This is a genomic window from Pseudomonas sp. TMB3-21, assembly GCF_054898145.1.
On the sequence record NZ_CM142718.1, the window covers coordinates 2,424,451 to 2,437,461 of the forward strand.

At 55.8% G+C, this 13,011-nt stretch carries 11 protein-coding genes; 7 read left to right on the top strand and 4 right to left on the bottom strand.

Features of this window, described 5'->3' with window-relative positions:
• Positions 1-75: 75 nt before the first annotated feature.
• A complete protein-coding gene (locus ACYZTS_RS11180) occupies positions 76-807 on the bottom strand; it encodes an autoinducer binding domain-containing protein (protein WP_461995892.1) in 732 nt (243 codons plus the stop codon).
• Positions 808-1,165: 358 nt separating this feature from the next.
• On the opposite strand from ACYZTS_RS11180, the gene ACYZTS_RS11185 reads away from it, so the two are divergent.
• The gene (locus ACYZTS_RS11185) at positions 1,166-1,942 is read left to right on the top strand and encodes a ferredoxin--NADP reductase (protein WP_461995894.1); all 777 of its coding nucleotides are present in this window, start codon (positions 1,166-1,168) and stop codon (positions 1,940-1,942) included.
• A gap of 41 nt (positions 1,943-1,983) precedes the next feature.
• Here the strand turns inward: ACYZTS_RS11185 and mscL are convergent, their stop codons facing one another.
• Entirely contained in the window at positions 1,984-2,406 is a 423-nt protein-coding gene (gene mscL / locus ACYZTS_RS11190; protein WP_461995896.1) for a large-conductance mechanosensitive channel protein MscL, read from the bottom strand.
• Positions 2,407-2,631: 225 nt separating this feature from the next.
• Here mscL and radA point away from each other — a divergent pair, with 225 nt between their 5' ends.
• A complete protein-coding gene (radA, locus tag ACYZTS_RS11195; protein ID WP_461995897.1) occupies positions 2,632-3,999 on the top strand; it encodes a DNA repair protein RadA in 1,368 nt (455 codons plus the stop codon).
• 128 nt (positions 4,000-4,127) lie between these two features.
• Here the strand turns inward: radA and ACYZTS_RS11200 are convergent, their stop codons facing one another.
• Complete coding sequence (locus ACYZTS_RS11200) at positions 4,128-4,496, bottom strand: PilZ domain-containing protein (RefSeq protein WP_461995899.1); 369 nt, start codon at positions 4,494-4,496, stop codon at positions 4,128-4,130.
• Positions 4,497-4,655: 159 nt separating this feature from the next.
• Between ACYZTS_RS11200 and ACYZTS_RS11205 the strand changes: the two genes are divergently transcribed.
• The 5 genes from ACYZTS_RS11205 to lanM all read left to right on the top strand — a co-directional run bounded on the left by ACYZTS_RS11205 (position 4,656) and on the right by lanM (position 11,633).
• Positions 4,656-6,722 (top strand): carbon starvation CstA family protein, encoded by a 2,067-nt coding sequence (locus tag ACYZTS_RS11205; RefSeq protein ID WP_461995900.1) that lies wholly within the window; start codon positions 4,656-4,658, stop codon positions 6,720-6,722.
• 14 nt (positions 6,723-6,736) lie between these two features.
• A complete protein-coding gene (locus tag ACYZTS_RS11210) occupies positions 6,737-6,934 on the top strand; it encodes a YbdD/YjiX family protein (RefSeq protein ID WP_028620750.1) in 198 nt (65 codons plus the stop codon).
• A gap of 164 nt (positions 6,935-7,098) precedes the next feature.
• On the top strand, positions 7,099-8,070 hold the full coding sequence (gene yjiA / locus ACYZTS_RS11215; RefSeq protein ID WP_461995902.1) for a GTPase: 972 nt from the start codon (positions 7,099-7,101) through the stop codon (positions 8,068-8,070).
• Between the two features lie 280 nt (positions 8,071-8,350).
• Positions 8,351-8,503 carry a hypothetical protein gene (locus tag ACYZTS_RS11220; protein ID WP_461995904.1) on the top strand — a complete coding sequence of 51 codons (153 nt, stop codon included), beginning with the start codon at positions 8,351-8,353 and terminating at the stop codon, positions 8,501-8,503.
• Between the two features lie 64 nt (positions 8,504-8,567).
• On the top strand, positions 8,568-11,633 hold the full coding sequence (lanM, locus tag ACYZTS_RS11225) for a type 2 lanthipeptide synthetase LanM (protein WP_461995905.1): 3,066 nt from the start codon (positions 8,568-8,570) through the stop codon (positions 11,631-11,633).
• A gap of 71 nt (positions 11,634-11,704) precedes the next feature.
• On the opposite strand, the gene glyA is transcribed toward lanM, so the two are convergent.
• Positions 11,705-12,958 (bottom strand): serine hydroxymethyltransferase, encoded by a 1,254-nt coding sequence (glyA, locus tag ACYZTS_RS11230; protein ID WP_461995907.1) that lies wholly within the window; start codon positions 12,956-12,958, stop codon positions 11,705-11,707.
• Positions 12,959-13,011 lie beyond the last annotated feature (53 nt).

Sequence of the window (13,011 nt, forward strand, 5' to 3'; positions counted from 1 at the left end):
AGTTCACGCCATCACTCAGGAGGGACCGCAAATGGTACGTTTTTTTCCATCGGATTGCCCGCAGGTTTTTACCGGTCAGCGGATCGAAGCTTCACTCAAGTGGCCGGCCTTCATCGCCACAATGATTGCCGAGATCTTGTTTTTGGCGCCGAGTTTTTCGATCGCACTCTGGGTATGAAAATGAATGGTGCGCGGGCTCAGGTGAAGAATCCGGGCGCTCTCTTCGGCAGTTTTGCCAGTCGCCGCTAGGTTCAAAACGTCTATCTCACGCGCCGAAAGACGCGGCAGAGCCTGTTTGACACAGTGTTTGGGCAGCGATTGTTCCACCAGTACGTGCAGATGCCGCGCCATGAATACGGAAAATCCGAGATTCTCATAAAGCTCGAGAGCTGTGATCGGGCAATGGCTGCGTGCAAGACTCAAGATGCTGCACAAGCCCTTTTCTTCATCATGCAATGCTTGCGACCAACCGTGTTGCAGGCCGTGCATTTTCAATGCATCCCACAAAATCGGGCTGTCTGAAAACATGTCTTCGGTCCACAGGATGGGCATCATTGAGTGATTGCAATGCGCTACTACCGGATCAATGTTGCGCATTTTGTTTCGGTCATACTCGCGGTTCCAACTGGTCGGATAATTATTGAATTTAACTGTCTTTGGTTGATGATCTCTGGAGGGATAAGTTGTTGAAAATCCGAAGTAATTGAAGCCAATATTTTTGGCAAAGCACACCGCACTCCGATAAGCGGAATCAATTTCGGTCGTACTTGAAAACTGTTTCAGTTGTGATTCTTTCCATTGTTCCATCATCCGTCTCCATAACCTTTGGTCAGCTTGCAGGTTCCTGGATCCAATGCCAGGAGTGGCTGAGTGTAGGACTCTTCCTACGCAACGGTGATGAATTTCAGTAAATTTTCGTAATTGAAATTTAAATATGTGTTCTATAACCCTCGCCCATACATCTATCAATTTCTTTGAATGATGAGGCTAATATTTATTTATTAGGAAAGACTTTGAGTGGATCATTGAAAAGCTAATCACGGGCCGGATCATTTGTACAAGTTCAACAGGAAAATAGTACAACTATTAAAGACATTACAAACAACCGGTGTTTAGCCGGGCGGGTTTGCGGGACACTGTACTTCTTCAATCAAAGGAGCGCCCCATGACTGCCAGCGTCGAGAAATTCACTCGCCAGACATTGACCGACGTTCAACCGTTGACGCCTGCCCTGTTTACCCTGCGCACCACTCGCGATCCCGGTTTTCGTTTTCGTGCAGGGCAGTTTGCCCGACTGGGAATTACCAAACCTGACGGCAGCACTGTCTGGCGCGCCTATTCCATGGTGTCCTCACCCTATGACGAGTTTCTCGAATTTTTTTCCATTGTAGTCCCCGGGGGAGAGTTCACCAGTGAACTGCATCGGCTCGGGGTTGGCGATATATTGCTGGTTGATCGCCAGGCCTTCGGTTACCTGACGCTGGACCGTTTTGCCGATGGCCGCGATCTCTGGTTATTGTCGACCGGAACAGGCGTAGCGCCGTTTCTGTCGATTTTGCAGGACTTTGAAGTCTGGGAGAAATTTGAGCGCATCATCCTTGTTTACAGCGTGCGCGAGGGACGAGAATTGGCTTACCAGGAACTTGTCGCCGGGCTGGCAGAACGTGACTACCTGGCCGAGCACGCGCACAAGCTGCAATTCATCGCGACGGTCACCCGCGAAGTGTGGCCGCAAACCCTGAATGGCCGTATTACATCGCTGATCGAAAATGGCGAGCTGGAGCGCGTTGCCGGCGTGCCCCTCACGCCAGAACACTCACGCGTCATGTTGTGCGGTAACCCGCAAATGATTGATGACACACGAAAGATGCTCAAACAGCGAGGCCTGAATCTGAGCCTGAGTCGCCGGCCGGGGCAGGTCGCCGTAGAAACTTACTGGTAGAAAAAAGGCGCCTGGGTAGGCGCCTGTTTTCTAGAAATTCATTACAGCTGTGGTGGCTGATTATTTTGTGCCTTCAACAGATCGCGAATCTCGCCCAGCAGCAGTTCTTCCTTGGTTGGCACCGGTGGCAAGGTTGGCGCGACGGCTTCTTCGCGCTTTAGACGATTGATACCTTTCACGCCCATGAAAATCGCGAACGCGACGATGATGAAGTCAATGGTTGTCTGAATGAACTTGCCGTAGGCCAATACCACCGCGGGCGCATCGCCCGAGGCTGCCTTGAGCGTAATCGCCAGATCGCTGAAGTCCACTCCACCGATCAGCAGGCCGAGAGGTGGCATGACCACATCACCGACAAATGAGGAAACTATCTTGCCAAACGCGGCGCCGATGATGATACCGACGGCCATGTCGACCACGTTGCCTTTGACCGCGAAGGCCTTGAACTCGCTTATCACGCCCATAAGGTTATTCCCTGTTACAGATGAGTTTGGTAAGGCAGTGTAAATCAGCAAAACAGGTCTTGCCCGAAACAACTGCTCACATCGTTAGCTAGCAGTCGACCGGAGCAGCGCTGAAAAGTTTATCCGGTGGCGGCAATCCGGCGAACGCGTCCCGGGCCGTCTGCCGAGTGCGCTGCACCGATGCCGGTCAGCTGAGCTATCATCGCGCTTTTGCCGGGAGTTCAGATGGCCAAGGCCAAACGCATGTACGGCTGCACCGAGTGCGGTTCGACTTTTCCCAAGTGGGCGGGCCAGTGCGGCGAGTGCGGGGCTTGGAACACGCTGACCGAGACCATGATCGAAAGCGGTGCCCCCGCATCCCCGAGCGGACGCACCGGCTGGACCGGTCAACAGGCGCAAATCAAGACGCTCGCTGAAGTGAGCGTCGAAGAAATCCCGCGGTTTTCCACGGCATCCAGCGAGCTTGATCGCGTGCTTGGCGGCGGCCTGGTGGACGGCTCGGTGGTGTTGATTGGCGGTGATCCGGGCATCGGCAAGTCAACCATACTCTTGCAAACCTTGTGCAACCTGGCCAAGAGCATGCCGGCGCTTTACGTCACCGGCGAAGAATCCCAACAGCAAGTGGCCATGCGCGCCCGACGTCTCGGGCTGCCGCAGGACCAACTGCGCGTCATGACCGAAACCTGCATCGAAACCATCATCGCCACGGCCCGTGTCGAAAAGCCCAAGGTCATGGTCATCGATTCGATCCAGACGATCTTTACCGAACAACTGCAATCGGCGCCGGGCGGCGTGTCCCAGGTTCGGGAGAGCGCGGCGCTGCTGGTGCGTTACGCCAAGCAGAGCGGCACGGCCATCTTCCTGGTCGGCCACGTGACTAAAGAAGGCGCATTGGCCGGGCCGCGAGTGTTGGAGCACATGGTCGACACGGTGCTGTATTTCGAAGGCGAGTCCGATGGGCGTTTGCGGCTACTGAGGGCGGTGAAGAACCGGTTCGGTGCGGTCAACGAATTGGGCGTGTTCGGTATGACCGACAAGGGCTTGAAAGAAGTGTCCAACCCCTCGGCGATTTTTCTGACACGGGCGCAGGAAGAAGTGCCGGGTAGTGTGGTCATGGCGACGTGGGAAGGCACGCGGCCGATGCTGGTGGAAGTTCAGGCACTGGTCGATGACAGTCATTTGGCCAATCCGCGCCGGGTCACGCTGGGGCTGGACCAGAATCGCCTGGCGATGCTGCTGGCGGTGCTGCACCGTCACGGCGGCATTCCGACTCACGATCAGGACGTGTTTCTCAACGTGGTCGGTGGTGTGAAGGTATTGGAAACGGCGTCGGACCTGGCGCTGATGGCGGCGGTCATGTCCAGTTTGCGTAACCGGCCGTTGCCACATGATTTGCTGGTGTTCGGTGAGGTCGGGTTGTCCGGCGAGGTGCGCCCGGTGCCGAGCGGTCAGGAGCGTCTGAAAGAAGCCGCCAAGCACGGCTTCAAGCGGGCCATCGTGCCCAAGGGCAATGCGCCGAAGGAAGCGCCGCCGGGTTTGCAGATTATTGCGGTGACGCGTCTGGAACAGGCGCTGGATGCGCTGTTCGAATAAACGCTGCAACTGAATCGAACCCTGTGGGAGCGAGCCTGCTCGCGAAAGCGGTTGGACTGACACATTTGGCTTGAAGGTGCCGGCGCCATCGCGAGCAGGCTCACTCCCACAGTAGACGGCGGTGTTGGTCACACTTCTATCAAGGCGCCCAACTCGCGCTCCAGCTCTTCGGGATCTCCGAGGTTGAACTCTATAAGGCGCCGTAGAAGCTCAATGGACTCCAGACTGATGTGACGGCAGACAAAACCCAGTTGCCCGTTGTCGTCATGGGTCAGGTGCACCTCCATTTTTATGTCGACGTCTTTGCTCAGATGAATGTCGACAAAAAAATCATTCTCCGGATCGCCCTCCCAAGGTTCAGGCTTTTTGATGAGCAAACCCTTCAGCGACAAATCGATCAGTCGCACAGGCCAGGTCTGCTCCCCCTGAATCAACTCGGTTCGGGCATCGAACGCGATACGTTTGAAGCGGCGTCGATCGGCAGGTTGTTCGCTCATGGCGCAATCCTCAAGGTGTGCACTGACTATAGACCTGCATCACCGACAACTGCCAGCACCACCCGGACATGCGCCTAACGTCTGACTATGGCCTTTATCGTCAGGCGAGCTAAACTCGGGATGGCTGTCTTTCTTGTCCACTCTGGCTGGAATCCTAAAATGAAAAATAATAATAGCCTGGTACGCCATTTACCCTGGCTGCTGCTGGCAATCGTGGGAGCGTGCGCCCTGGGCGTAGTGGCGTTGCGTCGGGGCGAGGCGATCAACGCCTTGTGGATTGTGGTCGCTGCGGTGGCCATTTATCTGGTGGCGTATCGTTACTACAGTCTGTTTATCGCCAACAACGTGATGCAACTCGATTCACGTCGGGCAACTCCCGCCGTGCTCAACAATGACGGCCTGGACTATGTCCCGACCAACAAACACATTCTGTTCGGTCACCACTTCGCCGCCATCGCAGGCGCCGGGCCTTTGGTCGGGCCGGTGCTGGCAGCGCAAATGGGCTATTTGCCCGGCACGCTCTGGCTGATCGCCGGCGTGGTGCTGGCCGGTGCGGTACAGGATTTCATGATCCTGTTCCTCTCTACGCGCCGCAACGGCCGTTCGCTGGGCGACATGGTCCGTGAAGAAATGGGCCGTATTCCCGGCACCATCGCGCTGTTCGGCTGCTTCCTGATCATGATTATCATCCTCGCGGTGCTGGCGCTGATCGTGGTGAAAGCGCTGGCGGAAAGCCCGTGGGGCATCTTCACCGTGATGGCGACGATCCCGATTGCCATGTTCATGGGCATTTACATGCGCTACATCCGCCCGGGCCGCATCGGTGAGATCTCCATCGTTGGCGTGCTGCTGCTGTTGGGTTCGATCTGGCTGGGCGGGCAGATTGCCGCCGATCCGGTGTGGGCCAAAGCGTTCACCTTCACGGGCGTGCAGATTACCTGGATGCTGGTCGGCTACGGTTTCGTGGCGGCCTCGTTGCCGGTTTGGCTGATTCTGGCACCGCGCGACTACCTGTCGACTTTCCTCAAAATCGGCACGATCATCGCTCTGGCGATCGGCATTCTGGTGACCATGCCCGAGCTGAAAATGCCGGCAGTGACGCAGTTCATCGACGGTACCGGGCCGGTGTGGAAGGGCGGTCTGTTCCCGTTCCTGTTCATCACCATCGCCTGTGGCGCGGTTTCCGGCTTCCATGCGCTGATCTCCTCCGGCACTACGCCCAAACTGCTGGATAACGAGGTCAATGCCCGTTACATCGGCTACGGCGGCATGCTGATGGAATCTTTCGTTGCAATCATGGCGATGGTGGCCGCATCGGTGATTGAACCGGGCGTGTACTTCGCCATGAACAGCCCGGCCGCAGTGGTGGGCAGTGATGTGGTCTCGGTGGCGCAGACGGTCAGCAGTTGGGGCTTTGCGATCACCCCGGAAGCGCTGGAAGCGGTGGCCAAGGACATCGGTGAAACCACCATCCTGGCCCGTGCCGGTGGTGCGCCGACCCTGGCGGTCGGTATTGCGCAGATTCTGCACAGTGTCCTGCCGGGTGAAAACACCATGGCGTTCTGGTACCACTTTGCGATTCTGTTCGAAGCGCTGTTCATTCTGACGGCCGTCGACGCCGGTACCCGGGCCGGCCGTTTCATGCTGCAGGACCTGCTCGGTTCTTTCGTGCCTGCACTGAAACGCACCGAATCCTGGACCGCCAACCTGATCGCCACCGCCGGTTGTGTGACGATGTGGGGCTGGTTGTTGTATCAGGGCGTGATCGATCCGTTGGGTGGCATCAATACCTTGTGGCCGTTGTTCGGCATCTCCAACCAGATGCTGGCCGGTATCGCACTGATGCTCGCGACGGTTGTATTGATCAAAATGAAGCGTCAGCGCTACATCTGGGTGACCATGCTGCCCGCCGTGTGGTTGCTGATCTGCACCACTACTGCAGGCTTCATCAAGTTGTTCGACGCCAATCCGGCGATCGGCTTCCTGTCGCTGGCGAAAAAATACAGTGATGCGCTGGCCAATGGTCAGATCCTGGCTCCGGCCAAGAACATCGATCAGATGCAGCACGTGATCTTCAACGCCTACACCAATGCCACGCTGACGGCGCTGTTCCTGTTCGTGGTCTTCAGCATCCTGTTCTTTGCCCTCAAAGTCGGCATCGCCGCCTGGGGTACCAAGGAACGTACGGATAAAGAAGCGCCATTTCAGGCGCTGCCGGATGCGTAAGCGAGGAATGCAGCATGTTCAATGACCTGAGTCGCCTCGGTAAATACCTCGGTCAGGCCGCACGCCTGATGGTCGGCATGCCCGACTACGACAATTACGTCGAGCACATGCAAACCAACCACCCGGACAAACCGGTGATGAGCTACGAGATGTTCTTCCGCGAACGCCAGGAAGCACGTTACGGTGGCAAGGGTGGGCCGAAATGCTGTTGATCCGGTTTCCGGGTTAACAGCAATCCCTGTGGGAGCTAGCCTGCTCGCGATAGCGGCTGAACATTCAACATCACTGTTGATTGACAGTCCGCCATCGCCAGCAGGCTGGCTCCCACATTTGTTTTGTGTTGATACTTAAATTTTTTAAGCCAGGAGATCCAGCTTTGTCCTCTCCCATCCCGGTCACGATCCTCAGCGGTTTCCTCGGCGCTGGTAAAACGACGCTGCTGCGGCACCTGCTGAAAGCCGAGCACGGCCTGAAAATCGCCGTGATCGAAAATGAATTCAGCGACGCCGGCATTGATACCCAACTTTTGGGCGACGAGCCGGTGCAGGTAATGACGCTGTCCAACGGCTGCGTCTGCTGCACCATCCACACCGACTTGACCAAGGCGTTGTACCTGTTGCTGGAGCGCCTCGACAGCGGCGAAATCGCCTTCGACCGGTTGGTGATCGAGTGCACCGGCCTTGCCGACCCGGCGCCGGTGGCCCAGACATTTTTCATTGATGAAGAGCTGCGCGAGCGCTACATCCTCGACGGCATCATCACCTTGGTCGACGCGGCCCACGCCGACGTTCACCTGACCCAGACCATCGCCCAGGCGCAGATCGGTTTCGCCGACCGCTTGCTGGTGAGCAAACGTGATCTGGTCGATGAGCCAACCTTTACCGCGTTGAGTGAGCGCCTGGCCCGCATCAACCGGCGCGCACCCATTCACACCGTCGATCATGGCAACATCGATCTGGCGCAAATGCTCGATGTGCGCGGGTTCAACCTGAATGCCGACCTGGGCGGCGGCATGAGCCTGCGTCCGGTCAGCACTGCGCCTTCCATCGACCGCATCTCCAGCCTGGTGTTGCGCACCGATAAGCCGCTGGATATCGACAAGCTCAGCGAGTTCATGAATGAACTGCTGGAAGAACATGGCAAGCAATTGCTGCGCTACAAGGGCGTTTTGAGCATCGCCGGCGAGCCACGGCGGATGGTGTTCCAAGGCGTGCTGAAACTTTACGGTTTCGACTGGGATACCGAATGGGCCGACGACGAAACGCGCGAAAGCGTGATCGTGTTCATTGCCGATGATCTGCCGGAAGAGAAGATTCGCGAAGGGTTTGCGCGGGTGGCGTCGGATTAATCAAGATCACCTGGTTGGCTTCGGGCCGGCCGGGTATTTCCATAAACGTGTTAGTTGGCTGAGGGAACAAATCTGTATTCATGTTTGGTGAAGCACTCCCTTCGGATTACCTTGTTTTTAACGGTTCCTAATGCACTTGTGTTGCAAGGTTTGTGATGGCGCCTAGTTGCCTGTGTGATCTCACATTTTGTTTTATTTGATAAGCGGATTAGATCAGCAAGTGGTGGTACTTTTTGTGCGTGCCAACAAAGGCATCTAAAGAAATTATCAGGAGAACGACATGCAAGAGCAAATCATGGATCTGTCCGGAGAGTTGGATGCCGAATTTGAAGCTTATGTAAGTTCCGCAAGCGCGGATATGGAAAGCGGTGCCGCTATTTGTACCGTGGTTTCGTCCGGCACTCTGCAGTGCACCGTGCTCGGCTGCTGCTGATCTCCAGTCCTCCCATAATGCAGGGCGGACATACGTCCGCTCTGTTCATCAGGAACGGCCGCCGATGTTGAACGATGTTCTGACTTTCGATGAGCGCAAAACCAGGTTCGTAGCAACCGATCATGAGGAGATGCGCAGGTGCATGGATCTTCTGCACAAAAATGATAAAGCTGTTATAAAATATTTTCATATAGGTCGGAAAGACCTCTTGAACGAACTTAGACAGTCGCCTTCGTTAGTTGACAACGCAATTACAGAATCCATCGCTGCACTTCAGAAAAAAATCGACATAATTCTTTCACTGCCCCCCGAAGAGGAGGGTCAAGAGGCGTTTGGTCTTTTTTACGCTCACTGGTACGGCTATTTCAAACACGTTTTTTTCTCGCACGAGAAATACCTGTCGACTTGTTGCTGGATTGAACTAGAGCCAGTTTTAGTCAGTGTTCGGCCTTATGTAGTCAAGGTGGTCAAAAGCCTATCTGAAAAGTCGCTGATCCATCGTTTAAACAGTCAGATCGCAGAGGGAGCTGATCTGGATCTGGTGGCCTTTAACAAGTCTCTCTCAGGCAAGGCGCTAGAGACTTTTCTGACTTCCTATCCGGTGCTCACACGGCTGTTGCTGGAGCAAATCGAAGACACCGTGAATTATCTCTACAAAGTGATTACTCACTTCGGCCAAGACATTGATCGACTTCAAAGTGCTTTCGGTACTGCCTCCTGGCAGGTCAGTTCGATCACCCTTGGCTTGGGTGATTCCCACGCCAACGGCGAAACCGTGTGTTGCCTCACCATCGGTGACTGCTCGCTAATCTATAAACCGCGAAGCAATCGGGAGGCACTGTTTTATACAGCCCTTCTCGATCTGCTTCATGAGCAGTCCGGCAAAGACTGCTTTTCGGTTTACGCACCGATCATGGTGTCAGTGGATAATCATTGCTGGATCGAGAAATTAGAAAATCTCCCATGCAAGACCGAGAGTGACTTGGCGCTTTTCTTTCAGCGCCTTGGCGCCCAAGTGGCGGTAATTCATGCCTTGAACGGCATCGACTTTCATTACGAAAACATTATTGCCTGCGGCAGCAGCCCGGTGATGGTCGATCTGGAATGCCTGTTCACCGCGGCCATGACCGATTTGAGGGTAAACCTGTCTCCGGGCAGAGCCCTGTTCAAAGCTTTGAAACTCAATAGCCTGTCAGTGTATTCCAGCGGCTTTGTACGTAATTCTCCCAGCGCCACTAATGATTTCAGCGGTTTGAGCAGGCAGCAGCAGTTTGTTTCGAAAGAAACCCGGCTGGTTTGCGAGCAGGGCTACTATCGGGTAAAGAAAGTCGTCGTCGACAGCCTGCCGACTATTCGTCACCTTCCGGTTTTCCAGAAACGGACGCACTCCGTCGCCGAGTACAAAGACGTTTTTTTACTCGCTTTCGATCAAGCTTACGACGAAGTCATGAAAAGCCGCATCTCGGTGGTTGAGCTGCTTGAACAGCATGCTGCCGTGTTGAAAACCCGAGTGCTGTTCAAAAATACCCAGCGGTATGCCGATTTCCTCGGGATGATGGTTCATCCGCGCTTCACACAGTGCAAGTTTCGCCACGAAATGCTTCTGGCGACGTTATGGTCTGATCTGAGCGAATCCCTCAGCGACGTCGGCATACCCGAGCATGAAATCAAAGATTTGGAGAGGGCGAATATTCCCTGTTTCATGCTCCCTCTGCTGTCCACCCTGTTGGTCGATGCCCACGGTGCCGATGTCGCCTCTCTGGCCATCGAGCGACCGTTCGACAGTTGCCGGCGCAAGCTGGAAAGTCTCAGCTCTAAAGACAAAGCATTTCAAAAGCACATATTGCTTACGTGTCTGTTTCCTGTGGGCACTGGAGCTCTGCCTCTTAACCGGGAACACCGTATCGAGGCATTGCCGGAGTTGAATCACGAGCAATACGTCGAACACGCGATCAGCATTGCCCAGGTCATCGAACGCTGGCGGATAGAGGGTGAGGAAGGGGATGTCGGCTGGACGTTCATGGACATCCATCCGCAGACTCGCCATTACCTCCTGTCGCCCATGGGGTGCGGTTTGTATAACGGGATGGGCGGGCTGGCAATTTTCTATCTCAGCCTGTACCGGGTCAGCGGCGAGGCGGACTATCTCGACCAGAGTGAGCGTATTCTTTGCGGTATCAGCAAGTCTCACGGCCATTTTGCAGATGAGCTCACCGTTAGCGCCTATTACGGACTAGCCTCCTACCTGTACGTTCTGGTCAATTATCAGTTGATGACCGGTCGCCAGACTTACCGGGCAACCGTAGAGGGGCTGTTGCACCGGTTGAGTGACTTGCCGCACGAGGGCAATGAATTCGACATCATTCATGGTTGGTGCGGGGCCGTTGTTGTGCTGGTGAATCTCTATCAGCTTGAACAGCGCGATTCGTTGCTTCGGTTGATCGAGAAATTCTCACAGTCAATACAGTCGGCGCTGGTACTGGAAAACGGCACACTGTTGCTAAAGGCTACCGGAAAGCCATTATGGACCGGTTTGTCCCATGGCATTTCCGGGGTGCTGCACGCGTATGGCAAAGTCTGGGAGGTAACGAAAGACGCAAGGCTGGTTGAGTTGATCACGCAATGCTTGCAGGCCGAAAACCGAATCATGGCTGACGGTTTCTGGCTTGATTTGCGTGAAGCTGCAAAATCTTCCCGCACCGTGAAATGGTGCCATGGAGACGGCGGCATCCTCATCAACCGAATCTGGTTGCTACACGCTCTGGGCGACACACTGGACGCCGATACCAAAAGCATCCTCGAACAAGATGCCGCCCGTTGCGAACGGCATCTGTGGGAGCATGGCCTCGGTTCCGGTTTCAGTTTGTGTCACGGTGATTTCGGCAACCTTATGTGCTTGCTCAGGCTATATCGCACGACCGGCAATGCTCAGGGCATCGTCAAGGTGCGGCGGTCATTGTCTGGCGTTGCGGCGAATTTCTTCAGCGAAGATTTTCTGGATGAACAAACGGTTCCCGATTTGGGCCTGATGCTTGGAATTTCGGGGGGCGGGCAGGCGCTGCTACATGCCGTGGACGCCGGATTGCCCGACGTGTTATCGCTGGATTTCGCAACGCCGACCAATGGCTGAGCTGAAAGCGCCAGGCAAAAAAAACCGGCCATTTCTGGCCGGTTTTTTTATGACGCGGTTTAGCGTCGCAATTAAGCGCCGTATACCGGCATCTTCTTGCAGATGGCCTTGACCTTCTCACGAACGGCGTCGATCACCGCTTCGTTGTTCAGGTCAGCCAGGATGTCGCAGATCCAGCCGGCCAGTTCCTTGCACTCTGCTTCCTTGAAGCCGCGAGTGGTCACGGCCGGGGTGCCGAAGCGCAGCCCGGACGTGACGAACGGGGAGCGTGGATCGTTTGGCACGGAGTTCTTGTTCACGGTGATAAAGGCTTTGCCCAGAGCGGCGTCAGCGTCCTTACCGGAAATGTCCTGCTTGATCAGCGAGAGCAGGAACAGGTGGTTTTCCGTACCGCCGGACACCACGTCAAAACCGCGCTCGATGAACACGCCGGCCATGGCCTTGGCGTTCTTCACCACTTGCTGCTGGTAGGCCTTGAAGTCAGGCTGCAGCGCTTCCTTGAAGCAGATCGCCTTGGCAGCGATCACGTGCTCCAGCGGGCCACCCTGGGCGCCTGGGAAAACGGCGGAGTTGAGTTTTTTCTCGATGTCGGCGTTGGCACGCGCCAGGATCAGGCCGCCACGTGGACCGCGCAGGGTCTTGTGCGTGGTGGTGGTCACGACGTCAGCGAATGGCACCGGGTTCGGGTAGACGCCAGCGGCGACCAGGCCGGCCACGTGGGCCATGTCGACGAACAGGTAAGCGCCGACCTTGTCAGCGATTTCGCGGAAGCGCGGGAAGTCGAGGATCTGCGAGTAGGCAGAGAAACCGGCCACGATCATTTTCGGCTTGTGCTCGACCGCCAGGCGCTCGACTTCGTCGTAGTCGATCAGGCCGTTGATGTCGATGCCGTATTGAACGGCGTTGTACAGCTTGCCGGAAGAGGAAACACTGGCGCCGTGGGTCAGGTGACCACCATGGGCCAGGCTCATGCCGAGGATGGTGTCGCCGCCTTGCAACAGGGCCAGGTACACCGCGCTGTTGGCTTGCGAACCGGCGTGCGGCTGAACGTTGGCGTAATCTGCGCCGAACAGTTCTTTGGCGCGGTCAATGGCCAGTTGCTCGACGATATCGACGAACTCGCAACCGCCGTAGTAACGCTTGCCCGGGTAGCCTTCGGCGTACTTGTTGGTCAGTACCGAGCCTTGAGCTTCCATCACCGCAGGGCTGGTGTAGTTTTCCGAAGCGATCAGCTCAATGTGCTCTTCCTGGCGCTGAGCTTCTTGCTCCATGGCGGCAAAGAGATCGGCGTCGTACTTGGCAATAGTCAAATCACGGCTGAACATGGCGGTCCTCAAGGATCGGGGCAGAAAAGGGGGGCATTCTAACCCAACCGCTT